Below are 24,159 nucleotides of genomic sequence, written 5' to 3'. Positions count from 1 at the left end.
AAATCTAAGTAGGCGAAGCTGAGTAAGGCAAACTAAGCAAGACGAGTATCCCAAAACACGCTAAGTAAGTAAAGTAAAATTATCAAGCGGTTCTTAAAATGCAGGAAATTTTGCACATTTTGCGCGCATCTGCCGAAAAACTTGAAGATGCAGGTGTAGAGTCGGCGGAATATGACGCACGTTTACTGCTGGCTCACGCCTGTGGCGTAAGTTTAGCAGACTTAAACAAGGCGCTAATACTTGGCGATTTTAAGGATTTTTTGCCTGATTACGCTAGCAAATATAGCGATTTTATATCTAGACGTGCCTCGCGCGAGCCATTGCAACACATTATTGGATTCGCCACTTTTCGCTACATAGACCTAATAGTAGGTAAAGGTGTTTTTGTGCCGCGGCCCGAGACAGAAGTGGTAGTTCAAGAGGGATTAGATTGGATTCGCGCAAATAATCTAAAAAATCCTATTGTTTTAGACTTGTGCGCAGGGTCGGGAGCGATTGGATTATCGGTAGCAAGCGAAGTTGCAAACGCGCAAGTGTGGGCTGTGGAAAAGTCGCCCAAAGCTTTTGAATATTTGCAAAAAAACTACCGCAAAATCGCGGAAAAATATGATATTTCAAACAGATATCACGCAATATTAGGCGATGCTACAAACGCTAATCTTGCAGAAGCAGCTGCGATTAAAGAGAAAGTAGATGTAGTAATCACAAATCCGCCGTATGTGCCAGAAAGCCAGCCAGTAGAGCAGATTGAAGCTCGCGACTACGATCCAAAAATGGCGCTATATGGGGGGTCTAAAGACGGATTGCTAATACCGCAAAAAATTGTAAAAGCGAGTTTTGCATATTTGCGTATGGGTGGAATAATGATTATGGAACACGATATTACGCAAGGAAAAGCGCTTGCAGATTATGCAAAAAACATAGGATTTAGCAGTGCAAAAGTCAAAAACGACTTAACAAACAGAGCAAGATTTGTAGTATGCAAAAAAGGGGCTAAAAATGAGTAAAATTTGCACGATTAACGAAGAATCATTGCAACTTGCAGCGCAAATAATCAACGCTGGCGGCGTAATCGTAGTGCCAACAGACACAGTTTACGGAGTAGCATGCGATCCATTTAACGAGGATGCAGTAGCGAAAATCTATCAACTAAAGCGCAGACCGCGCACGAAGGCGCTGCAAATTTTAATGAGCAGTGTAAGTGACTTAGAAAAACTTGGGCTTTACTTGCCAAGCCCACTAGACGTGCTTGCGGAAAAATTCCTGCCAGGAGGATATTCGCCAATCGCGCGCGCAAAAAAAGATTCGGTAGCTACAAGGCTTGCTACGCTTTGTAAAGCAGACGAGAACAATGAGCAACGTGAAGCAACTCAAGGCGTGCGCGTGCCAGATTGCCCAGAGCTAATGAAAATTTTGCGTGTTACGGGGCCATTGGCGGCATCTAGCGCGAATCGCAGTGGAAACGAGAGTGCAGACAGCGTAGAAGAAGCGTTTGCGGCTTTTGGAGACGAAATTCCGCTGTACTTAAACGCTGGGCCAACACGCTCGCACGTAGCGAGCACGGTAGTTGGCGCCGATTCAAGCAGCAAAGACGGAATTGTGATTTTGCGCGAAGGCGTAATAAGCGAAGAACAGATAAGAGCAGAAAGTCGCAAGAAATGAGGGTATACCTGTTTATAGCAGCAATCGCAGGCGGTGCAACGTGGCTAATAATGCCGCTTGTACGTCATCTTGCGATTCGCATAGGAGCAGTTGGAAAAGTGCGCGCTCGCGACGTGCACACAATACCTACGCCCCGTATGGGTGGAGTTGGAATGCTATTCGGCTTTGCTGTGTCAATGGCATTTGCAAGCTCCATGCCTTTTATTTCGGGGCTTTTTGCAGGAACACACCAGCCGTGGGTGGTTTTGGCTGGAGCTGTACTCATATGCCTTTTGGGTGTTTGCGACGATATTTGGGACTTAGATTGGATGCTAAAACTTGCAGGCCAATTGCTAATAGCTGTTTTTGTAGCGTGGGGCGGATTGCAAATCGTAGCGTTGCCGCTCGGGTCGCTAGTCACAGCGTCTCCAAGTCTTTCAATCGCAATAACCGCAATACTAATCGTGGCTTCAATTAATGCAGTCAACTTTGTAGACGGACTAGATGGGCTGGCTTCTGGAATTGTGGCAATTGGCGGAATCGCATTTGCAACATACTCTTATATTCTTGCGCGCACGTCTCCAAGCTACGCTTCAATGGCAACTCTTATAGACGTTGCAATGGTTGGAATGTGCGTAGGGTTTATTTTGCACAATTGGCATCCTGCAAAGCTTTTTATGGGCGATTCTGGCTCCATGCTAATCGGGTATTTAATAACTTGCGCGTCTATTATAATGACAGGCCACTTAGATCCATCTGCAGTGCACACGAGCATCTATTTGCCAGTGTTTATGCCGATTTTGCTTCCGATTTTAGTGCTGTTTTTGCCAGTTCTAGACATGTGTTTAGCAATATGCAGAAGGCTTGCAAAAGGGCAGTCGCCAATGCATCCAGACAGAATGCATTTGCATCACAGAATGTTGCGTATTGGGCATTCTGTGCAAGGAGCGGTGCTTATTTTGTGGGGATGGGCGGCGCTCATATCTTTTGGCTCAATAATGATTCTGTTCTTTAAAGCAGTTTATGTGCTTGTTGGCATGATTATTGCGGCGGCGTTGCTTACAATTCTTACAATGATGCCATATTTGCGCAGGCGGCTGCCAGAGCTACGAAATTCGTAAAAAGTGGAGTAGTGTTTGAATTGATGCTAATCGCAGTACCCGTCGCATTAGTCGTAGATAGCCGTAGATAGTCGTATATAGTCGTATATAGTCGTATATAGTCGCAGATAATAGCGCTGTAGTAGATTTGGCGCAAAATGGCCACTAAATATTGTGTATGAAACGCGACTTTTGCAAACGTCATAGCAAAAACGTATAGTAACCCTATGGTTACAACTGATATAAACATGCAATCTGCGTATACTCCTGTTCCTCCAATTTTCGAAAAGCTCGGCCTCGCGTACGACGATGTGCTTCTGCTTCCAAACGAAACCGATGTAATTCCATCCGAAGTAGATACGACTACTCGTCTAACTCGCGAAATCACTATGAAAGTTCCTGCAATTTCTGCAGCAATGGACACAGTAACTGAGTCGGATATGGCTATTGCAATGGCTAGAAATGGCGGAATTGGCGTACTTCACCGCAATCTTTCCATTGATGATCAAGCTGCGCAAGTAGATATTGTTAAGCGCAGTGAGTCTGGCATGATTACTGACCCTCTTACTGTTCACCCAGATGCAACGCTCGCCGATTTAGATAAATTGTGCGGGCGCTTCCATATTTCGGGCTTGCCAGTAGTAGATGGCGAAAATCGTTTAGTTGGCATTATTACCAATCGCGATATGCGTTTTATTGCTTCCGAGGATTACGATCGCTTGAAAGTCAAAGACGTTATGACTCGCGAAAACCTTGTAACTGGTCCATCTAATATTTCTAAAGAAGATGCGCATCGCTTGCTTGCGGAAAACAAGGTTGAAAAGTTGCCGCTGGTTGACGCTGATGGCAAGCTTACAGGTTTGATTACTGTTAAGGACTTTGTTAAGACTGAGCAGTACCCAGATGCTACTAAAGACGACCAGGGTAGACTTCGTGTGGCTGCTGGAATTGGTTTCCTTGGGGATGCTTGGCAACGTGCGTGCGCTCTTATGGAAGCTGGCGTAGACGTTCTTGTTGTTGATACAGCAAACGGCGAAGCTCGCTTGGCACTAGACATGATTCGCAGAATTAAGGCAGATAAGGCTTTTAACGGCGTGCAAATTATTGGCGGAAATATTGCTACTCGCCAAGGTGCGCAGGCGATGATTGACGCTGGAGTTGACGCTGTAAAGGTTGGCGTTGGCCCAGGCTCTATTTGCACTACGCGCGTGGTTGCTGGCGTTGGTGTGCCTCAGCTTACCGCTGTTTATGACGCTGCTCAAGCTTGCAAGGCTGCTGGAATTCCATGCATTGCTGATGGTGGTATTCACTATTCTGGAGATATTGCTAAGGCTTTGGTTGCAGGCGCAAATACCGTTATGCTCGGCGGCACTTTGGCTGGATGTGAGGAAGCTCCAGGCGAGAAGGTTTTGCTTCACGGCAAGCAATACAAGCTTTATCGTGGCATGGGTTCGCTTGGTGCAATGGCGCCTCGCGGTAAGAAGTCTTATTCTAAGGATCGTTACTTCCAGGCAGATGTTACTAGCTCCGATAAGGTGGTTCCAGAAGGCGTGGAAGGCGAAGTGCCATACCGCGGTCCACTTAACGCTGTGCTTTACCAGCTTCTCGGCGGTTTGCATCAATCAATGTTCTACGTTGGCGCTCACAATATTGAGGAGCTTCAAGAGCGCGGTCGCTTTATTCGCATTACGGATGCAGGCCTTAGGGAATCGCATCCTCACGATATTGTGATGACTGCAGAAGCGCCAAACTACAGCGGTTTCCACAACTAAGTCGCAAGTTGTGTGCGAGTTGCGCGGATAAATCGCGTATAAGTCGCAAGTAATTTTGCATTAAACGGCGAAGAGTTAGCTAAGTCTTATTTGCTACTTTCTAACTTTTCGTCGTTTTTTGTTTTGACAATTCGTATAAAATTATTGTATAGTTAGTGGGATATCCCACTAAAAATGAGGTGTTTTGTGGAAGTAGTGAAAGATTATGACGTTCGTCTTGATAGCAAAAAGCGTGTAACTCTGCGCGGAGCTAAATATCCCTATTACAATGTTAAAGAATGTGATAACGGTTGTATTTTATTAGAGCCTCGTGAGCTTACTGTTCCAAAGAGTATCTCTTCTAAAACTCTTAAAAGCATGGATGAAGCAATTCGCAATTTTAAGATTGGCAAAGTCTCTGAACCAGTTGATCTTTCTGACTTCTAGGAGTAACTAAATGAACTTCAATATTAGAATGGGTATTCCAGAGATGTCTAATATGTGGGAGAGATTGCGGAAAGAGTTTCTAGAAGGCAGTATAAGTAAAAAAGATCTTTCTCTTTATAAAAAATGGGGAAAATCTATGAAACTTTTATCTGAAAATCCAAGGCATCCAGGATTGCATACTCATGATATTGAAGAATTGACAAATAGATATGGTGTTAGAGTCTGGCAATCCTACTTGGAGAATAAAACAAGTAGTGCAATGAGAATGTATTGGGTTTATGGTCCTGATCATATGTCAATAACTATTATCGGTTTAGAGCCTCACCCTGAAGATAAGAAAAATGGAGCATATTCTAGAATTTCACTTTCTGATATGCCAGAGATGTGATTTTATCTGTTAGTAGTCTGAGGGAAGATGTAGGCTGATGGGTTCAAAAAAATATTAGGAAAGGAACGAAAATGGCAGAAGCTAAGGAAGATCTTACGTTTACGCCGGAAGAATCGCGCTTAATTTGGATTGATTGCGAGATGACTGGTCTCGATATTTTCCACGACGAATTATGCGAAGTGTCTGTAGTTCCAACTGACTTTAATTTGAAAGTTCTAGACGATGGCATTGATTTAGTGATTAAGCCAAGCGATGCTGCTGTGAGTCATATGAACGATTTTGTGCGCAATATGCACACTTCTTCTGGACTCGTTGACGAGTGGAATAAAAACGGTTTGCCTCTAGAAGAAGCACAAAAGCAGGTTGTTGAGTACGTAAAGCGCTTTTTGCCAGAGCACGGGAAAGCACATCTTGCTGGAAACTCCGTCGGCTCAGATAAAAAGTTCCTCGACCGCTACATGCCAGATTTAATGGCAAATTTGCATTACCGCGTAATCGACGTAAGCACGTTGAAGGAGATTTCGCGCAGACTTTACCCAGATGTTTACCGCAATAAGCCAGCAAAACACGGAGGTCATCGTGCGCTCGCGGATATTATTGAGTCGATTGACGAGTTGCGCTACTACCGCGATATGATGTTCGTTACAGCTCCAGGACCAAGCGAATCCCAGGCAAAAGCGGGAGCACAACACGTTGAAAGCACGAGTTTGCTTCGCGACTACGAGCGCCGAGGCGAAGCTCTAGAAGATGTAAATTCCGCAGAAAAGCGTGATTATTAAACCAAGCGTGATTATCAAACGCATTAAACGTAAATGCGCAAATAGCGCAAATAAAAGGTGCTGCCAATGAAGCAATCGGAAGCGTTAGAAATAATAAACGCAGGCGCAAGCGTGTTCTTAACAGGCGCTCCTGGGTCGGGAAAAACGTATGTTCTGAATCGTGCTGTGCGCTCAATGCGCGAAAACGGTTTAAGCGTTGCTGTAACGGCTTCAACGGGCATTGCAGCAACGCATTTGAACGGCCAAACCATTCACTCGTGGAGTGGAACAGGCGTTGCAAACGCGCTTACCGATTCGCTTCTTAAAACCATTAGAGCTCGGCGAGGAAAGCGCATAAAAGCCACAGACGTGCTTGTGTTGGATGAAGTTTCCATGATTCACGCTTGGCTTTTCGACATGGTTGACGAAGTATGCCGTAAAGTGCGCAAAAATCCTGCTCCATTTGGCGGCCTCCAAGTGGTGGTTTCTGGCGACTTCTTCCAGCTGCCGCCTGTTAGCACGTCTATGCGAAATCGCGATGTATTCGAGCCAAGCCCCGAGTTTATTGCGTCGCGAGAAAAGTATGCTGCTGCTGGCAAAAATCCCGAAGGCTATATTACGGAATCGTTTGCGTGGGATTCTCTAAAGCCTGTTGTGTGCTATTTAACAGAGCAACACAGGCAAGATGATGGAAAGCTTCTTAGCGTTTTAACGGATATTCGAAGTGGTATTGTTAGTAATGAAGATAAGCAAGTTCTTGCTAGTCGACTTGGCGAATATCCTCAAGATAGCGAAGTTTCGGTTCATCTTTTTCCAACAAACGCGCAAGCGGACGGCTTAAATAATGTGCAACTTGCGTCGATTGATGCTGAGCCTCACGAATTTGTAGCAACGCAAGCTGGACCTAAAAATCTTGTAGAGCGCTTAAAAAAGAACATGCTTGCGCCTGAGCGTCTTGTATTAAAGGCTGGTGCTGCTGTAATGGCTTTGCGAAATGACCAAGATAAGCAATATGTGAACGGTTCTGTTGGACGCGTATTGCGATTTGCGCCTGAATCCAAAGGTGGCTGGCCAATTGTTGAGTTTGAAAACGGCAATATTGTTACTCTTAAGCCTGCTGCTTGGGAGATGACGGATGGCGAAACGGTTCTTGCTAGCGTAAATCAAGTGCCACTTAGATGCGCGTGGGGAATTACGATTCATAAGTCGCAAGGAATGACGCTTGATAGTGCTGTTATGGATTTGCGCCGTACTTTTGCGCCTGGAATGGGCTATGTTGCGCTTTCGCGCGTGGAAAATTTGAGTGGGCTTTATTTAGAGGGCATTAATGACCGCGCGTTTAGCGTTTGCGCGGATGCTGTGATTCTTGATGGCTCTTTGCGTGAAGCTTCCAAACGAGCTAGTGAGATTCTTGCAAATGATGGCGCTTGCGCGTTTACAAATAATGCAAATAGCGCAAATGGCGATTCTGCCGATCAGCAAGAGTTTGATATTTTCGCAAGTACTAGCAACGATGAGTTTGGATTCAATGACGAGTTTTAGTTGAAAATTACGTATTGTGAGTTTGTTTAGTAGTGTAAACAAGTGTTTATGTCCTCATGCGCAAATAGATTGGAACGCATGGGTTCTAATGTACTTCGTATGTCTAAGCTGTTCCTTCGTACGCTGCGCGAAGATCCAGCAGACGCGGACGTTAATTCCGCAAAACTTATGCAGCGCGCAGGCTACATTCGTAAATCTGCTCCAGGCGTGTGGACGTGGTTGCCACTTGGTCTAAAGGTACTTAACAAAGTTCAAGCGATTATTCGCGAAGAAATCAACGGTATTGGCGCTCAAGAAGTTCACTTCCCAGCGCTTCTTCCACGCGAGCCATACGAGGCTACAAACCGTTGGGAAGAGTACGGCGACAACATCTTCCGCCTTAAAGATCGCCATGAGGCTGACTATCTTCTTGCTCCAACGCACGAAGAAGTCTTTACTCTTCTTGTAAAAGATATGTATTCTTCGTACAAGGATTTGCCAGTTACTTTGTATCAGATTCAAACGAAGTATCGCGACGAATTCCGTCCGCGCGCAGGTCTTATTCGTGGACGCGAGTTTATTATGCAAGACGCTTACTCGTTCTCGATTGACGAAGATGGTTTGAAGTCTGCTTATGTTGAAGAGCGCGCTGCCTACGCTCGAATTTTTGACCGTTTAGGCATTAAATATGTGATTGTTCACGCTGTTTCTGGCCCTATGGGTGGATCGGATTCCGAGGAATTCTTGGCTCCAATGGCAATTGGCGAAGATACTTTTGCTCTTGCTCCTTCTGGAAAAGCTTGGAACGTTGAGGCTTTGACCACTCCAGAAATGCAAGATGTTGACTGCTCGGCAACTCCTGAAATGGAGGCTCTTGATACTCCAGATGCTAAGACGATTGAGGCTTTGGTTAAGGTTTCCAACGATTTGCATCCGCGTAAAGATGGTCGCGAATGGCAAGCCTCCGACACTTTGAAGAACTTGATTATTGCTGTTAAGCACCCGGCTGATGCTGAGGGTGGTGAGCACGAGGAACCATGGCGCGAAATCGTAGCTATTGGTGTTCCAGGAGATCGCCAAGTAGATATGAAGCGTCTTGAAGCTCAATTTGCTCCTGCAGAAATCGAAGAAGCAACCGAGGATGACTTAAAGTCTCATCCTGAGTTTGTAAAGGGCTATATTGGCTTTAGTGTATTAGGTCCTCAAGCTCGCAAAGATGGTAGCAAGGTTGCTTGCCCTGTTCGATACTTGATGGATGCTCACGTTGCAAAGGGAAGCGCCTGGATTACAGGAGCAGATGAAGACGGCAAGCACATTTACAATGCTGTTTACGGCCGCGATTTTGAAGCGGACGGCGTTGTTGAGGCAGCTCAAGTGCGCGATGGCGATATGAGCCCAGACGGTTCTGGTCCATTGAGCTTTGAGCGCGGTGTGGAAATCGGACAGGTGTTCCAGCTTGGCTTAAAGTATTCTAAGGCTTTGGGCTTAAGCGTTCTTAACGAAAACGGCAAAGCTGTGCCAGTTTGGATGGGCTGCTACGGTATCGGCGTTAGCCGCGTGATTGCGTGCCTTGCAGAAACACATCACGATGAAGCTGGCCTTGCATGGCCTATGGCGATTGCTCCAGCTCAAGTTCACGTTGTTGCTACTGGCAAAGATCAAGTTGCTTTCGACGCTGCCGAGAAGGTTGTTGAAGAGCTTAGCAAGCAGGGAATCGAAGTAATCTTCGACGATCGTCCAAAGGTTTCTCCAGGCGTAAAGTTTAAGGACGCGGAGCTTGTTGGTGTGCCTTTGATTGCTGTAGCTGGCCGAGATACTGTGAACAATGGCACGATTGAAATCCGTGATCGCAACGGTTCAAATGTTGAAGCAGTCCCAGTTGACGAGGCTGCTGCTCGAATCGTTGAGCGCGTCAGTGAGCTCTTAGCTTAATTCATTGTCTTAAAAATTTGCTATCTGCTTTTACGAAAAACGTGGGTGTATCTTTGTATATCCCACGTTTTTTTGTATGTGTTTTATGTACAAAAGTAGATTTTCATATGATTATGTTATTGTGTCCGCGAGCGTATCTAAAACTTACATTGTATATTGTGAAAGTGCCAGTTTTGTAAGAATTACAATTAAGAAAAACTTTTTTCGCATTATATTTTTCTTAAATACTGCAAGTATGGAAAACTTCATGATTGAGTTCGGTATTAGTATGCTTGATTACATTATTTTTTACAGTTATAAGAGTTGTACAAGCATAGAATGTAAACTGTTGAAGATGAAGTAATGTAGCTATATCAGTTTTCCATACGAAAGTAGTTATATTATAATGTTATACCCAGATTGAAAGGATGAAAATAATGAAATGCAGTAATTGTGGTGCAGAATGTTATGGTACGGTATGCAAGCAATGTGGAATGAATTTCGAAACTCATAAAATAGAGTTACTTCCTACTGCGGCACAAACGAACTCTGCTACCCCCCCCCCTAAGTCTTATACGCAAAATTATGCATCTTCAGCTTATCCAGGCAATGTAGCAGCTTATAAGAAGCGCAAAAAACCGATTTATCGAAGATGGTGGTTTTATTTACTTGTAATTGCAGCTGTCATTTCAATTGGTAATATTGCTATGCATAGAGATAAAACTATTAATTGGGATGAGATGGTTTTGAGTGCTCAGTTGCCCAAGCCTCCTTCTGATAAAGGTGAAGTTATTAGCAATTCTGCAGATCGGCTTGATGTTAAGATTAAAAACATTTCTGCTAAACAATATAACGATTATACTGTAGATTGTAAGAAGAAAAAGGGTTTTACAGTTGATGCGGAATCTGATTCCTCAGGATATAAAGCCTACAATAATAAGGGTTATGAATTAGATTTGAACTATTATGAGTCGAGTAAAGAATTGAGTATTAGTCTTAATAAGCCGATGGAAATGTCGCCTATTGTATGGCCTTCTAGCAAAGCTGCTAGTCAATTGCCTGTTCCAAAGTCTACTATTGGTAATTTCACTTCAGACAGTGACAATAATCTGAATGTGTATGTTGGTAATACAAGTAGAGAAGATTACAATAATTACGTTAAGGCTTGCACTGATAGAGGCTTCAAGGTTGGATACGACAATTCAAAGAACAGGTATTCTGCTAAGAATGATGCAGGGTGGCATCTTTCGCTATCCTATGAGGGGAATAGCGTAATGAATATAAGTCTTTCAGCTCCAGATAATAATTCTGGTAGTAATGATAATAAGAAGTCAATTAATTCAAAAGATTCATCAAATAGCGCAGAATCTAATTCTGCTAAACCGCAGCAAAATGATGCCAAGTCTGCTAATGGTTTGCGTAGTGATTTTAAGGCAGCTATGGATAGCTATGAATCAACTATGAATGAGTATGTTGAATTCATGAAAAAGTATAAAGCTAATCCAAGTGATGCTGAACTTATCTCGGAATACGCGGATTATATGCAGAAATATGCTGATACGGCGAATAAATTCCAAAGTTGGGAGAGCAATAATCTCAATAATGCAGAGTTGTCATATTATCTTGCTGTTCAAGCTAGAGTCACAAAGAAACTAGCTGAAGTAGCATAAATAGTATCCGTGTTTCTCATTGCTGTTTTGTAATAAGAAATAGTAGAAATTAGTTACCACTGTGTTTTAGTTTCTACTATTTCTTAACTATAAATTTAATTTGTATAGATAGAGAAATCTTACATATTAGAAATAAATATTAAAATTTTGAATAGGGGTGGTATATATGAAAAAGTTCAAAATTCCACAGATTGTTAATTTTATTTTTATCTTGATTGGTTTATTAGGTTTTCTGTTGCCATATGCAACTTCTACTACTAAACAAAAACAATTTTTACTTAGTAATCCTAATGTAATTGCCATTAGTGAATTGAATATGAAAAATAGAGATATGATCGATTTGTCTATGATAAAATATTTTCGGTTTTATTTGTATGTAGTAAATAATCCCGAAAAATTGATCTTTACGAACACTGATGTAACTGATGTAATTGTTAATTTAGTTCTTCTTAGTATACTGGCTGTTTCTATACTTTTTATTGTCTTATTTACTCTATTTAATAAGCCTATTGGTAATATTGTTTTTGCATTCATTATGCTTGGCGATTCGCTTATTATGAATTACGACATAGTAAGTCGTGGTGTTATTCCTTCAGAAAGTTACACATATGGAATTACTTACTATCTTTACGTCATACTTGCGATAGCAATTATCATTTGTTCAATAGCTAATATTGTTGTAAATAAAATAGATAAAAAGAAAGTTATAAATAGATATTAAATTTGTGAAACTTACCGCCAGGAATACTACTATTCTTGGCGGCAAGTTTGCTATGATTATCAACAAAATTTTTCCAAATATGGTATACTAAAGCCTAATGTTTAATGCTATTAAAACTTTCTAAAAATCATTGGCGCCTCCTTCAATATCGTTGTATTCTTCTTCATCTAAGTGGCCTCCAAAATCATTTATCTCTTCATTTTCTTGAGAATTTTCTTGAGAATTAGAAGAATTTGATTTAGAAGACATTGGATTTTTCATTGCAAAGTTTTGATTTCGACTATCTCCATTTTCGCTATAGTCTGTGTTTTTAGAATCTACGTTTGCAACGTTTCTGTTTCTAGCATACGAAGTCTTAGTAAATTCACTGATTCCGCGATTTAGGTCGTGTCCGATTGATGTTGCTTCTAGAACCACTCGCGATCGGTCTTCTCCATCTTTGTGCCAAGATTCCGTATTTAAATTTCCGCAAACTACGATTGCATCTCCCTTATGCACGCTTTTTAACACGTTTGATGCTAGCGACTTGTACGCTTTTACAGTCATCCATGTTGTTGGACGCTCCTTCCATGCTTTTTCTTCGTTATGATAGTAAGAAGATGTGCTTCCAATTCTTAGTGAGCATGCGGGCGAGTTTTCATTTCGACTAAAGTTTACAGGGTCGCTTCCAACGTATCCGCTGATTGTTAATGTTGCTTGTTGCTGTGCCATATTTTTCAACCTTTCAAGAGTTTGGACTGCGACTAATTTAAGTCTCGAAGTTCATCGCGCAAAACCGTGTTGATTATCGTGGCTTTTGGCAAATTCGCCGCAGTAGAATCAACTATGAATTATGGAAAATAGTTGTGCAATATATTTTTATAAATGTGGTTAAAGCCTATGTTTTATTCACATTGATTAAAAAGTCTTGACAAAATATGCGAAAGCTAGTATGGAAAACCAGATAGTTGAGTAGCACAGATGTTAAATAGCGCATATAGTTAACTTAATACAAAAAAGCCTGCTTACGCATTAAACGTTTGCAGGCTTTTTGTTTATATTATTTGTTTATATTATTTGCGACTTACAAAATGTTGCGATTTACCAAATGTGTACGCGCTTAGCAGGGTCGAGCCACATCTCGTCGCCTTCTTTAACGTCGAATGCGTTGTAGAACAAGTCAACGTTGCGCGCAATGCCGTTAGTGCGGCACTCTGCAGGGGAGTGTGGGTCGATTTGAAGGTATTGCTCCGCAATCTCGTTACGAGACTTTGAACGCCACACAAGCGCGTAGCTTAAGAAGAATCGTTGCAAAGCAGTGAAGCCATCTACCTTAGGAGCGTTAAGCAAAGTTTCGCGAATTGCATCGTCACTTCCGTCAATCTCTTGACCATTGCTCTTTTGCAAAGCAAAAGCGTACGCTTTAAGCGCAATAGTTACGCCGCTTAAATCGCCAATATTTTCGCCGATTGTTAAAGCGCCATTTACGTGAGGCATTGCATTGCGCTCTTCTTTGCTCTTTAAGTGAGAATACTTAACAATAAGCTGCGTTGGCGTAAAAGCATTGTATTGCTCAATAAGCGCTTTAGTGCGCTCAGTGAAGTTGGTTTTGTCTTCTTCAGTCCACCAATTGTTAAGCACGCCGTCGCCATCGTATTCGCAACCTTGATCGTCAAAACCGTGGCCGATTTCGTGGCCAATTACTGCACCAATAGCGCCGTAATTTGCTGCGTCTGGAGCGCTTGGGCTAAAGAATGGCGGTTGCAAAATCGCAGCTGGGAACACGATTACGTTAAGCAGTGGATCGTAGTAAGCGTTTACGGTTTGCGGAGTCATCTGCCACTCTTCGCGATCCACAGGTTCTCCAGCTTTTGCAGTATACCTACCAAACACAAATCGAGAAACTTCGCGCATATTCTCAATTAAGCCAGCGTCTTCCTTAATATTTAGAGCAGAGTAGTCAATCCAATGGTTTGTATAACCAATATTTGGCTCAAACTTGCTAAGCTTTTCCAAAGCCTTTGCCTTAGTTTCCTCGCCAAGCCAGCTGCTGTTAGAAATCGATACGCGGTATGCGTTAATAAGATTGCTAACTAAGCCTTCCATGTACTTTTTAGAAGACTCAGGGAAGTGCAAGCGCACATATTCGCGGCCAACTTCTTCGCCGCAAGCATCGTCAACAACTCCGATTGCGCGCTTCCAGCGGTCGCGTGGCTTGGTGGCGCCAGAAAGCACTTTGCCGTAGAAGTCGAATCGCGCTTGTGCAAAGTCCTCGCTTAACATGCTTGCCCAGCACAAAATCACGTGCACGCGTGCCCAAAGCTTTAGATCTTCTAAGTCGGCTTCTTGCCAAATCTTATTCAATCCTTCTATAAAGCTTGGCTCGTGAACTACTACTTTGCTAAAAGCTTTACGAAAATCTATTGGCTGATTCTTTGCTTCTTCCGAGTTATCGTAAGATTTTTGAGCAGCATCTAAGAAGGCGTCAAGATTTAACGCTTCAAGCGTTTTTGCCAAATCCGCATAATCGTAAGGATTATAAGTTTTTTGAGAATCGCGTGTTGCTACATTATCCCAATGGTTGCTTGCGATTTGTGTTTCAACCTTCAAGAAACGTTCCGATTGCTCGCTTGTAGTAGTGGCATCTCCGTAACCAGCTAATCGCAGCAACTTTGCTACCATTTTTACGTATTCAGCGCGAATCGGAGCGTAATTATCTTCGCGATAGTATGCTTCGTCTGGCAAGCCCAATCCAGCCTGCTCAATGTGCATAATATTCGTCTTAGGGTCTTTAGGGTCTCCGCATACGCCAAAAGCAAACATTGCATTTGGACCGCCGTATGGAGTAAGAGAAGCAATAGTGCGAACTAAGTCTTCTTTGCTGCTGGCTGCATCAACAGCGTCTAAATCGCTCTTAATTGGCGTAATTCCAGCTTTTTCAATAGATGCAGTATCTAAATAGTTACGGTATAAGATTCGCGACTTTTTGGCTGGGCAATCTTCGCTTTCTAAAATATCTCGAATTTGCGTTTCTGCATCTTCTGCAAGCTTGTAGAAAGCACCAAACATTGGTTTGTCTTCTGGAAGAGTGTAAGTGTCAATCCAAGGACCGTTTACGTAGCGGAATAAATCGTCTTGTGGTCGAATAACCGAAGAGAAGGAAGCTGGGTCAAAATTTACAGCAGAAATTTCCTTCTGCGATTCCTCATTATTGTTATTATTTTCATTGTTATTAGGCATGTGCCTAGATTACAAGTATTAAGCGACATCATTAGCTAGTATTTTTCGCCATATTTTGTGCTATTTTCGTGCCTGCGCGTTAGTCTTAAATCATGATTGAACTTAAAACTCCATCCGAGATTGAAGCTATGAAGCCTGCGGGTCGCTTCGTTGGTAGTATTCTTAAAGATTTACAAGCAATGACAAAAGTTGGAACAAATCTTCTTGAGATTGATGACTTTGTTCGCCAACGCATTATGAGCCGTAAAGGTGCATCTTCTTGCTATGTTGATTACGCTCCTGATTTTGGAACTGGTCCTTTTGCGCACTACATTTGCACTTCTGTAAACGATGCTGTTCTTCATGGTGTTCCTTTTGATTACAACCTTAAAGACGGCGATTTGCTAACGCTTGACTTAGCGATTAACGTTGACGGATGGGTTGGAGATTCTGCTATTAGCTTTGTTGTTGGAAAGCATGCAGATCCAGAAGATTTGCGCTTGATTAAGTGCACGGAGGAAGCGCTGGAAGCTGGCATTAACATGGCTCAGCCTGGCAACCGTCTTGGGGATATTTCTGCAGCTGTTGGATGCGTTGCTCACGAGTATGGTTACAGCGTAAATCTTGAGTTTGGCGGCCACGGAGTTGGCCATATTATGCATGGCGATCCGCAGGTTCCTAACGATGGCACAGCGCATCACGGCTACAAGCTTCGCCCAGGCTTGGTTATTGCGATTGAGCCATGGTTCTTAAAGACTACTGACGAGATTTATCAAGATCCAAAAGACGGTTGGACTCTTCGATCTGCTGACGGTTCGCGCGGTGCTCATAGCGAGCATACGATTGCAATTACAGAGAATGGTCCAGAGATTTTGACTGTTCGCTAAACTTTTAATAGTAATTGTGTAAAGCGTTAAATAGCGTTAAATAGTAATTGCGTAAAACGAACATAATAAAACATAAAGAGGTACTTTAAGTAAATGGCGGAATTTGATTTTGCTCAAGCGCTAAATGATGTTGAAGCAAAGTATTCTTCGATTTCTAAAGCAATAGATATTGATTCGCTTAAGTCTACGATTGCAGATTTAGAAAAGCAAGCTGCAGAGCCTGGACTTTGGGATGATTCTGAGCATGCTCAGCAAGTTACAAGTAAGCTCTCTGCAGCTCAGTCTCAATTAAAGCGTTTGCAAGCTGTTGAGCAGAGCATTGAAGATACTAAAACTTTGATTGAGCTTGGGCAAGAAGAAGGCGATGCCGATTCTATGAGCGAGGCTCAAGAGGAGCTTGGCTCTATTGCGCACGAGCTTGACGATATGGAAGTGCAGACTCTTCTTGACGGCGAATACGACGCTCGTGCAGCTGTAGTTACTATTAGATCGGGCGCTGGCGGCGTGGATGCTGCTGATTTTGCGCAAATGCTTCTTAGAATGTACTTGCGCTGGGCAGAGCGAAATGGCTACAAAACTAAGATGATGGACACGTCTTATGCGGAAGAAGCTGGTATTAAATCTGCGACTTTCCAAGTGGATGCTCCATACGCGTATGGTCGTCTTTCTGTAGAAGGCGGCACTCACAGAATGGTTCGTATATCTCCATTCGATAATCAAGGCAGGCGTCAAACTGGCTTTAGTGCCGTGGAAGTAATCCCACTTGTTGAAGCTACGGATCATATTGATATTCCAGATTCAGACATTCGCGTAGATACTTTCCAAGCGTCTGGTCCTGGCGGACAAGGCGTAAATACTACGTATTCTGCTGTTCGTATTACCCATTTGCCTACTGGTTTGGTTGTTTCTATGCAAGATGAGCGCAGCCAGATTCAGAACCGTGCCGCTGCAATGGCAGTTTTGCAATCGCGTTTGCTTGTGTTAAAGCATGCGGAAGAAGCAGCGAAAAAGAAGGAGCTTGCTGGAGATATTAAGGCAAGTTGGGGAGACCAAATGCGCTCCTACGTTCTTCACCCGTACCAGATGGTAAAGGATTTGCGCACAGGCTACGAAACTTCGCAAACTCAAGCTGTTTTTGACGGAGATATTGACGGTTTCATTGAAGCTGGCATTCGATGGAGGCACGAGCAGCGAGTTGCTGCAAAGCGCGGATAATTGCGTCTAGGTTGTTTTGACTTAGCGTAAAGCGCCTAAAATCAAAAACAATCTATAAGATAGTAAAAAGTAAAGAATATCGTTCAATAGTTCGTAAAGGAAAATGCAGATATGTCTCTGATTTCGCTAGAACATGTGTCGAAGATTTATCCTAAGGGCACGCGTCCTGCTTTGGACGATATTTCTTTAGACGTTGATCGCGGCGACTTTGTGTTTCTTGTGGGTGCTTCTGGGTCTGGTAAGACAACGCTTTTGAGTTTGCTTTTGCGAGAAGAAGAAGCCACAAAAGGCGAGATTCACGTTGCTGGCAATGACTTGAGGCGACTGGTAAATCGCCAGGTTCCGCAGTATAGAAGGTCGCTCGGCTTTATTTTTCAGGATTATAAGCTGCTTAATAATAAAACTGTGTATCAAAATGTGGCTTTTGCACTAGAGGTTATTGGCACGAGCCGCTCTACGATTAAGTCGCTTGTTCCGCGAGTTTTGGAAACAGTTGGTTTAACTGGCAAGGAGAATAATTATCCGCACGAGCTTTCGGGTGGTGAAGCTCAGCGAGTTGCCATTGCGCGCGCGTACGTTAATCATCCGCAAATTCTTCTTGCAGACGAGCCTACTGGAAACTTGGATCCTACAACTTCGCTTGGAATTATGGAAGTTTTGGACGCCATTAATCGCACGGGTACTACGATTGTTATGGCTACGCACAATGAGGAAATTGTTAACTCTATGCGAAAGCGCGTTGTGGAGCTTCATTCTGGTCATATTGTGCGAGATGAGCGCGAGGGTTCTTACGATTCTGCGCTTTACTTCCCAGACGCAGATGTTGAGCAAAAGTCGAAAGCTCAACAAGCTGTAGAAGGAGACTCCATTAGTGCTGCTGTTGCTGATTCTAAGGGCGATTCTAAGAGCGGTTCAAATGGCGGTTCAAATGGCGGTTCAAATGGCGGTTCAAATGGCGAATCTAGCTCAAATGCTAATAGTCAATCGTCTATAAATGCAAATGGTTTTGATGAGTCGCAAGAAAATTATCGTTTTATGTCTAAACGTGCAAAGCGTGCAGTTCAAGCAAAAAAGGCAATGGATGCTGTTGCTCAAACTTTGCAAAATGGGTCCGAAAATAATGAGGGCATTGCTCGTCTTGCGCAATCTGTTCATTCTGGCAGAACGGGTAGATATGGCGAGGTTTTTCAGCCTTTAGAAACAACTATGACTTGGGGGCGTGGGCTTTCGATTCCGCCTGCTCCTCCTGCAAAAAAGTCAGAAGATAAGGGTGATGCCAGTAGCGTTGATGGGTCGAATGAAACAAGCTCTAATAGCAAAGCTAGCGATAGTAAAGCGAATAAAACAGAAGTAAATAAAACAGAAGCGAATAAAAGCGAAGCGAATAAAACAGAAGTGAATAATAGCGAAAATCTTAAGAACGAAGGAGACGAGTAATGCGATTGCGATTCATATTCTCCGAAACGTGGATTAGTTTACGCAGAAACGTTTCTATGATTATTTCGGTAATGCTCGTTACCTTCATATCGTTCTTGTTTATAGGCGCATCTGTTCTTATGCAAGCACAAATCACAAAAGCTAAGGGCGATTGGTACGACAAAGTAGAAGTGGTTGCGTGGCTTTGCCCAGATGGCACGAGTCAGGCAGCGTCTTGCGCTTCTGGAAAAGCTCCAACAAAGAGCGAAATCGTAAAGTTAGAAAACATTATTAACCAAGAACTTGGCTCAGACGTTTCAAACATAACTTACGTTAGCAGAAGTGAGTTTTATAAAAACACTTTTCTTAAGCAATATCCTAATGGCTTATATCAAGGCCGCACTTTAACGGCTGCAGATATGCAAGATTCCTTGCGACTAAAGCTTACAAATCCAACAAAATATCAAGTTGTTTCCGAGGTTCTTTCTGGTCGTGAAGGCGTAGAAGAAGTTGTGGATCAAAGGCAGATTTTTGACCCCGTGTTTAGTGTTTTGAATCACGCAACAGCTGTGACTATTGTGCTTGCTGCAGTTATGGTTGTTGTAGCGATTATGCTTACAGGCACTACGATTCGCATGTCTGCGGCTTCTAGAAAGCAAGAGACGGAGATTATGCGACTTGTTGGTGCTTCTAATTGGACTATTCGCATGCCGTTTATTTTAGAGGGAGCGTTTGCCTCTCTTATAGGCTCTTTGCTATCGGGTTGCGCGCTAAGTGTTGTTGTTAAAGTGTTTATTACGGATTGGCTCGCACAAAACGTTCGTTGGATGCCGTTTGTTAATCAAGCAACTGTTTGGATGACTGTTCCAGCGTTGGTTATTGGAGCTGTTTTGCTTTCAATAATCGCCTCTGCGTTTGCTTTGAGACGATATTTGCAAGCGTAAATTGTCTTAAATATAAATATAAGTGATATAAAACTTAAGATTGGTTTGAAACGCTTACGGTTAATAAGATTTTTAATGTATAATTCGCATTAGTGCTTGTAAAGGTTGAAAGGAAAGCAAGTTGGGTAGAAAGTTTGAAAGCAAAGGATGCTATTTTTACTATTCTAAACGCGTTGTTACTAGCGTGATTGCGCTAGGCGTTCTTATGCTTTCTGCATTTACTATTCTACTTGCGTATACTCCTTTGCGTGCGAATGCTGTAACAATGCAAGATTACAACAGAAAAGTGCAAAGTAATGCGGCTCTTAGAAAGCAATTGGCTGGAGTTAGTAAGCAGCTTGCAGATAAGATTTTAGAGCTTAATGATATTAACGAGCATCAAATTCCAAACCAGATTCGAGCAGCTCAACAGGCTCAAGATCAAGCGCAACAAGCAATGAGTCTTGTTGAATCAACAAATCAACGTTTGCAATCTGCTCAAAAAGATAAGCGTGATTTGGAAGAAAAGATTAAAAAAACTGGCGAAGATTTTGACGACGCAAAGGCTGCTGTGGCTCAGCTTGCGCGAAAAAGTTTCCACGGTTCAAACGCTTCTAATGTAATGGCTATGGTAACCAATTCAACAACTACCGAGCAATTTGTTGGAAAACTTCAATCGGAAGCTGCTGTTGTTCGTAGTGAGGCGAATGCTGCTAACGATGCTGCTGTTACTTTGAACAACTCAATGAATAGGCGTCAGCGTTTGGCTGCTATAGAAGATGAGATTCAAAAATTAAAGCAAAAAGCTCAAGACCAGGCACAAAGCGCGCAAGCTGCAGCAAAAGCTGCTGTAGATAAGCAGCGTTCTTTGCAAAATTTGCGAGACCAGGGAAGTGTTCTTAGAAAGCAGTTGGAAAGTCAAAAGAACAGTCTTACGTCTCGTACTGCTCGTGAGGCTGCAGAAATCGTTGCGTTAAAGTCTCAAATCGACGCTCAAGCTAGGGCTTTGGCTGCGTCTGCTGCAGCTCGCATGAATCCAAATGCTAATCGCCAACAAATGCGTGGTGGTGGCTGGAGTGCGCCTTATTTGCCTGCGTTGCCTCTTTCTAATGGTGCTGCAAGTGGTATGAATTACTCAGTTCCTGGCAATTGCCCTGCTGGTTCTGGTAATTGCTACGGACATAATACTGGTAATACTGCTGGAGGTTCTGCATACCCTGCTCGCCAGTGCACGCTTTGGGCATATTTGCGTAGGTCGCAGCTTGGTTTGCCTGTTGGATCATTTATGGGAAACGGCGCAGAGTGGGCAAATTCTGGGCGCAGACTCGGTTATCTTGTAAATCGCACTCCACACGTTGGTGCCGTTATGGTGTTTTCTAGAGGTGCTGCTGGTTCCGACCCTACGTACGGCCATGTTGCTGTTGTTGAGCGTGTAAATTCCGATGGCTCCGTGCTTATATCCGAAGGCGGTGTTGGGTTTGCAACTTTCCCGTCTTATAGGACTATCAGCAATGCTGGAAACTATGAGTACGTTCACTATTAATTTTTAATTTTTATGATTTGATTTAGGTATGACTCGATTTAGGTTGGTGTAGTTTGGATAAGAAACCTGGTTCAGATGGTACTTTAACTGTTGCGAGGAATAAGAAAGCTAATCACGACTATGCGATTGAAGATTGCTACGAAGCAGGTATTGCGCTTACTGGAACCGAAGTTAAGTCTTTACGAGAAGGTCGAGCTTCTTTAGCTGAAGCGTTTGTAAATATTGATAGACGTGGTGAGATTTGGCTAGAAGGTGCAAATATTCCAGAGTATCTAAATGGAACGTGGAATAATCATGCTCCTAAGCGCAAGCGCAAGTTACTTCTTCATGCTGTTCAAATTGCTAAGCTTTCTAGGCAGATTGAAGCTAAAGGTTATACGATTGTGCCTTTGAGGATTTATTTTAAGGGCAGCTACGCTAAAGTTGAGATTGCTTTGGCGCGAGGCAAAAAAGAGTACGATAAGCGACAAGCGTTGCGCGAGGAACAAGATAAGCGCGAGGCTTTGCGCGCTATGCGATACAAGAATATGCAATCTAGGTGATTTGCTGTATTGCGCGACAACCTGCCTTTTCGCTTAGAGCGTAGCGCGAAAAGGTAATTCGGAGCGCTGAGCTTGCTTAAGGTTGAAAGCACACTGTGCTTTCAACGCAAGCGAGGACGTTAGCGCGCTTAGACCGCGCTAACGATACGTTTCATCCGCTGCGAAAAATCTCGAATCTCTACATCGCTTAGTGTAATCGTACAATTTTGTAGTGTGTCTATAAACGACACGCCGTATATTATTCATTTTTACGAATAATATACGGTTTTGTGATTTTATAATTCGTTATTTTTTGCTGATTTTTAGCATATGCATGTATGGCAATTTATGAATATTCAGTTTTTGTATTTTAATAATCGCAATTTAGTAGCGATATCGTGTATAGTTATGCATATCACTGTAAATTATAAGTTATTTATTCTTTAAGACTGAAGGATTGAACAGGAGAAGAAAATGCTTAAGTCAAATAAGATTTTTATGTTCGCTAAGCCAATTGCTGCAATTGCAACGCTTGCATTGATTGGATGCACATGCGCATGCGGACCTGCTGATTCTAAAGCAGCAGATCCAGATGTGGCACGCAGCTACGATGTAAGCAAAGTTCAAAAAGACGAAGAGATTGCAAAGCTTGTTCCAGAAAGCGTTGCAAAAACTGGCGAACTAACTGTTGGCGTAAATGTTAGCTATGCTCCTGCAGAATTCTTTGCTGCCGATGGCAAAACCCCAGTCGGCTACGAAATCGACTTTTCTAAAGCGCTAGCAAAGTTGATGGGCTTAAAGGCCAAGATTATGCATGCTCAGTTTGATTCCATTATTCCAGCAATCGGAAGCAAGTATAACGTTGGAATCTCTGGCTTTACAGTCAACGCTGAACGTATGAAGTCCGTTGATTTTGTAACGTACGCAAACGCTGGTTTATCTTTTGAAGTTCGTAAAGGCAATCCGACTAAGGTGGATCCAAAGAATCTTTGCGGTAAAAAAGTTACATTAGAAACTGGCACTGTTGGCGAGCCAATCATGGAAGAAGCCAAAAAGCAATGCAAGGCGAATAACAATAAGCCGCTAGAAATCTTAAGCTTTAAGGATCAAACAGATGCCACTACAGCTTTGCTTTCTGGCCGCGCAGATGTTATGTATGCCGATACTCCTGTTGCTGGATACGCTGCAATAAAGAATAGCGGAAAGCTAGAGATTCTAGAAAGCAGCAACGACGCTGAGCCAATGGGTGCAGCCGTTAAGAAGGGCGATGCTAAAATGCTAAAGCTTATTAAGGCTGCAATCGATAAGCTTATGAAGAATGGTGTTTACAAAGACATTCTAAAGAAGTGGGGCGTTGAAAACGTTGCCATTAAGGAATCGCAAGTAAACCCAGAAGTATGATCTTAAAGTTGGCGTGCGTTTACAGTTACTGCATAAGTAAAATCGCACGCCAATTTTTGTATTTAATCTATAGTGATTGCTAGTTAGTAATTTGCATATGTTGCAACCAAAAGCCTTTATGGAGAAAGTATGTTTAACAGTTTAAATAAAAAGCCTTTGCAAAATTCGCAAGGGAACGAGCGCATTTTGCCAGTTAAAAATCCTGGACCAATCGTAGCTGGCATAATCGTAGCTATAATCGCATGCTCGCTGCTTTATTCTATAGTCACAAATCCGCGATTTGAGTGGGATGTTGTTGGAATTTATCTTATAAGCAATAACGTTCTTGCTGGTATTGGTTGGACTTTGTTGTTGACTTTGCTTTCTATGGTTATTGCGATTGTTTTGGCTGTTTGTTTGGCTATGATGCGTAAGAGTGTTAATCCTGTTTTGCGTGGTGTTAGCTGGTTCTTTATTTGGTTTTTCCGTGGTACGCCTGTTTATACGCAGCTTGTTTTTTGGGGTATGTTTGCGGTTCTTGTTCCTAAGTTGAGTTTGGGTATTCCGTTTACGTCTGTTGAGTTTTTCTCGATTGATTCTAATGTTGTTATGACTTCTTTGAATGCTGCTGTTATTGGTTTGTCTCTTAATGAGGCTGCGTATTTGTCGGAGATTGTTCGTGCTGGCTTGGAGGCTGTGGATGCTGGTCAGGTTGAGGCTGCTCAGGCTTTGGGTATGGGTAGGTCTTTGACTATGCGTAGGGTTGTTTTGCCTCAGGCTATGCGTATTATTGTTCCGCCTTTGGGTAATGAGACTATTGGTATGCTTAAGACTACGTCTTTGGTTTTGGCTGTTCCTTTTACTTTGGAGCTTCAGTTTGCTACTAATGCTGTTGCTAATCGTATTTATAAGCCGATTCCTCTTCTTATTGTTGCTAGTGTTTGGTATTTGGTGATTACGTCTGTTTTGATGGTTTTGCAGGTTATGTTAGAAAAGCATTTTGGCAAAGGATTCGAAGCAAAAGACATTGTAAACAATAAGCAAATCAACTCGAATGCTGCAAAGCGTGGAGATAAGGCCATTAAAGCTGCTAGCGATGCAGTAAATGGTCGCAATAATGCAACAATGCTTGGATTTAACGCATAGTTGTATTGATTGCATAATGCAA

Annotated in this window: 21 protein-coding genes; 19 read left to right on the top strand and 2 right to left on the bottom strand. The window is 42.7% G+C overall.

The features are described from left to right. Positions 1–98: 98 nt before the first annotated feature. From prmC to NYP69_RS02275, 11 genes are all read left to right on the top strand, one after another. Complete coding sequence (gene prmC / locus NYP69_RS02325) at positions 99–1,007, top strand: peptide chain release factor N(5)-glutamine methyltransferase (RefSeq protein WP_473412905.1); 909 nt, start codon at positions 99–101, stop codon at positions 1,005–1,007. Beyond that, the gene (locus NYP69_RS02320) at positions 1,000–1,662 is read left to right on the top strand and encodes an L-threonylcarbamoyladenylate synthase (protein ID WP_473412904.1); all 663 of its coding nucleotides are present in this window, start codon (positions 1,000–1,002) and stop codon (positions 1,660–1,662) included. Before prmC ends, NYP69_RS02320 begins: the two co-directional genes overlap by 8 nt. Continuing rightward, complete coding sequence (locus NYP69_RS02315) at positions 1,659–2,762, top strand: MraY family glycosyltransferase (RefSeq protein ID WP_473412903.1); 1,104 nt, start codon at positions 1,659–1,661, stop codon at positions 2,760–2,762. The genes NYP69_RS02320 and NYP69_RS02315 overlap by 4 nt, the downstream gene beginning before the upstream one ends. A gap of 206 nt (positions 2,763–2,968) precedes the next feature. Then, a complete protein-coding gene (gene guaB / locus NYP69_RS02310) occupies positions 2,969–4,513 on the top strand; it encodes an IMP dehydrogenase (RefSeq protein WP_473412902.1) in 1,545 nt (514 codons plus the stop codon). A gap of 186 nt (positions 4,514–4,699) precedes the next feature. Next, a complete protein-coding gene (locus NYP69_RS02305; RefSeq protein WP_060787230.1) occupies positions 4,700–4,939 on the top strand; it encodes a hypothetical protein in 240 nt (79 codons plus the stop codon). 10 nt (positions 4,940–4,949) lie between these two features. After that, complete coding sequence (locus NYP69_RS02300) at positions 4,950–5,327, top strand: hypothetical protein (RefSeq protein WP_004127435.1); 378 nt, start codon at positions 4,950–4,952, stop codon at positions 5,325–5,327. Positions 5,328–5,398: 71 nt separating this feature from the next. Further along, positions 5,399–6,106 (top strand): oligoribonuclease, encoded by a 708-nt coding sequence (gene orn, locus NYP69_RS02295; RefSeq protein ID WP_004130613.1) that lies wholly within the window; start codon positions 5,399–5,401, stop codon positions 6,104–6,106. Between the two features lie 66 nt (positions 6,107–6,172). Continuing rightward, complete coding sequence (locus NYP69_RS02290) at positions 6,173–7,627, top strand: PIF1 family DEAD/DEAH box helicase (RefSeq protein ID WP_004130615.1); 1,455 nt, start codon at positions 6,173–6,175, stop codon at positions 7,625–7,627. 78 nt (positions 7,628–7,705) lie between these two features. Further along, a complete protein-coding gene (locus NYP69_RS02285; RefSeq protein WP_004130622.1) occupies positions 7,706–9,538 on the top strand; it encodes a proline--tRNA ligase in 1,833 nt (610 codons plus the stop codon). A gap of 686 nt (positions 9,539–10,224) precedes the next feature. After that, positions 10,225–11,187, top strand: coding sequence for a DUF6591 domain-containing protein (locus tag NYP69_RS02280; RefSeq protein WP_018623803.1), 963 nt, complete (start codon positions 10,225–10,227; stop codon positions 11,185–11,187). A gap of 166 nt (positions 11,188–11,353) precedes the next feature. Then, positions 11,354–11,908 (top strand): hypothetical protein, encoded by a 555-nt coding sequence (locus tag NYP69_RS02275; RefSeq protein ID WP_004130626.1) that lies wholly within the window; start codon positions 11,354–11,356, stop codon positions 11,906–11,908. Positions 11,909–12,028: 120 nt separating this feature from the next. Here NYP69_RS02275 and NYP69_RS02270 read toward each other — a convergent pair whose 3' ends face one another. Both NYP69_RS02270 and NYP69_RS02265 read right to left on the bottom strand, forming a co-directional pair. After that, positions 12,029–12,619, bottom strand: coding sequence for a single-stranded DNA-binding protein (locus tag NYP69_RS02270; RefSeq protein ID WP_004130628.1), 591 nt, complete (start codon positions 12,617–12,619; stop codon positions 12,029–12,031). Between the two features lie 369 nt (positions 12,620–12,988). Then, positions 12,989–15,127 (bottom strand): M13 family metallopeptidase, encoded by a 2,139-nt coding sequence (locus tag NYP69_RS02265; protein WP_473410531.1) that lies wholly within the window; start codon positions 15,125–15,127, stop codon positions 12,989–12,991. Positions 15,128–15,219: 92 nt separating this feature from the next. On the opposite strand from NYP69_RS02265, the gene map reads away from it, so the two are divergent. The 8 genes from map (at position 15,220) to NYP69_RS02225 (ending at position 24,137) form a co-directional block, all read left to right on the top strand. Next, positions 15,220–15,993, top strand: coding sequence for a type I methionyl aminopeptidase (gene map / locus NYP69_RS02260; RefSeq protein ID WP_473412901.1), 774 nt, complete (start codon positions 15,220–15,222; stop codon positions 15,991–15,993). Between the two features lie 93 nt (positions 15,994–16,086). Next, positions 16,087–17,208: a peptide chain release factor 2 gene (prfB, locus tag NYP69_RS02255; RefSeq protein ID WP_473410530.1), complete on the top strand. Its 1,122-nt coding sequence runs from the start codon at positions 16,087–16,089 to the stop codon at positions 17,206–17,208. A gap of 111 nt (positions 17,209–17,319) precedes the next feature. Further along, entirely contained in the window at positions 17,320–18,645 is a 1,326-nt protein-coding gene (ftsE, locus tag NYP69_RS02250; RefSeq protein WP_473412900.1) for a cell division ATP-binding protein FtsE, read from the top strand. Continuing rightward, positions 18,645–19,568 carry a permease-like cell division protein FtsX gene (ftsX, locus tag NYP69_RS02245; RefSeq protein ID WP_004130639.1) on the top strand — a complete coding sequence of 308 codons (924 nt, stop codon included), beginning with the start codon at positions 18,645–18,647 and terminating at the stop codon, positions 19,566–19,568. Before ftsE ends, ftsX begins: the two co-directional genes overlap by 1 nt. A gap of 205 nt (positions 19,569–19,773) precedes the next feature. After that, entirely contained in the window at positions 19,774–21,090 is a 1,317-nt protein-coding gene (locus tag NYP69_RS02240; RefSeq protein WP_223293473.1) for a CHAP domain-containing protein, read from the top strand. Between the two features lie 53 nt (positions 21,091–21,143). Then, complete coding sequence (gene smpB / locus NYP69_RS02235; protein ID WP_004130644.1) at positions 21,144–21,632, top strand: SsrA-binding protein SmpB; 489 nt, start codon at positions 21,144–21,146, stop codon at positions 21,630–21,632. Between the two features lie 453 nt (positions 21,633–22,085). Continuing rightward, on the top strand, positions 22,086–23,012 hold the full coding sequence (locus tag NYP69_RS02230; protein WP_116689603.1) for an ABC transporter substrate-binding protein: 927 nt from the start codon (positions 22,086–22,088) through the stop codon (positions 23,010–23,012). A 129-nt stretch (positions 23,013–23,141) separates the two neighbouring features. Continuing rightward, positions 23,142–24,137, top strand: a complete 996-nt coding sequence (locus tag NYP69_RS02225) for an amino acid ABC transporter permease (RefSeq protein ID WP_275883736.1) — start codon at positions 23,142–23,144, stop codon at positions 24,135–24,137. The last annotated feature ends 22 nt before the right edge of the window (positions 24,138–24,159 follow it).

The organism is Gardnerella sp. c17Ua_118, assembly GCF_055804255.1.
Note: the sequence above shows the minus strand (reverse complement) of the source record. Positions and strands in the feature narration are given on the sequence as shown.

Bases quoted from the DNA above. Each gene is read 5' to 3' on its own strand.
- map (WP_473412901.1), top strand. From the start codon at position 15,220: ATGATTGAACTTAAAACTCCATCCGAGATTGAAGCTATGAAGCCTGCG.
- NYP69_RS02280 (WP_018623803.1), top strand. From the start codon at position 10,225: ATGCATAGAGATAAAACTATTAATTGGGATGAGATGGTTTTGAGTGCT.
- NYP69_RS02315 (WP_473412903.1), top strand. From the start codon at position 1,659: ATGAGGGTATACCTGTTTATAGCAGCAATCGCAGGCGGTGCAACGTGG.
- NYP69_RS02230 (WP_116689603.1), top strand. From the start codon at position 22,086: ATGCTTAAGTCAAATAAGATTTTTATGTTCGCTAAGCCAATTGCTGCA.
- ftsX (WP_004130639.1), top strand. From the start codon at position 18,645: ATGCGATTGCGATTCATATTCTCCGAAACGTGGATTAGTTTACGCAGA.
- NYP69_RS02265 (WP_473410531.1), bottom strand. From the start codon at position 15,127: ATGCCTAATAACAATGAAAATAATAACAATAATGAGGAATCGCAGAAG.
- NYP69_RS02275 (WP_004130626.1), top strand. From the start codon at position 11,354: ATGAAAAAGTTCAAAATTCCACAGATTGTTAATTTTATTTTTATCTTG.
- guaB (WP_473412902.1), top strand. From the start codon at position 2,969: ATGGTTACAACTGATATAAACATGCAATCTGCGTATACTCCTGTTCCT.
- NYP69_RS02320 (WP_473412904.1), top strand. From the start codon at position 1,000: ATGAGTAAAATTTGCACGATTAACGAAGAATCATTGCAACTTGCAGCG.
- NYP69_RS02225 (WP_275883736.1), top strand. From the start codon at position 23,142: ATGTTTAACAGTTTAAATAAAAAGCCTTTGCAAAATTCGCAAGGGAAC.
- prfB (WP_473410530.1), top strand. From the start codon at position 16,087: ATGGCGGAATTTGATTTTGCTCAAGCGCTAAATGATGTTGAAGCAAAG.
- NYP69_RS02240 (WP_223293473.1), top strand. From the start codon at position 19,774: ATGCTTTCTGCATTTACTATTCTACTTGCGTATACTCCTTTGCGTGCG.
- NYP69_RS02300 (WP_004127435.1), top strand. From the start codon at position 4,950: ATGAACTTCAATATTAGAATGGGTATTCCAGAGATGTCTAATATGTGG.
- prmC (WP_473412905.1), top strand. From the start codon at position 99: ATGCAGGAAATTTTGCACATTTTGCGCGCATCTGCCGAAAAACTTGAA.
- NYP69_RS02270 (WP_004130628.1), bottom strand. From the start codon at position 12,619: ATGGCACAGCAACAAGCAACATTAACAATCAGCGGATACGTTGGAAGC.
- ftsE (WP_473412900.1), top strand. From the start codon at position 17,320: ATGTCTCTGATTTCGCTAGAACATGTGTCGAAGATTTATCCTAAGGGC.
- NYP69_RS02290 (WP_004130615.1), top strand. From the start codon at position 6,173: ATGAAGCAATCGGAAGCGTTAGAAATAATAAACGCAGGCGCAAGCGTG.
- NYP69_RS02285 (WP_004130622.1), top strand. From the start codon at position 7,706: ATGGGTTCTAATGTACTTCGTATGTCTAAGCTGTTCCTTCGTACGCTG.
- orn (WP_004130613.1), top strand. From the start codon at position 5,399: ATGGCAGAAGCTAAGGAAGATCTTACGTTTACGCCGGAAGAATCGCGC.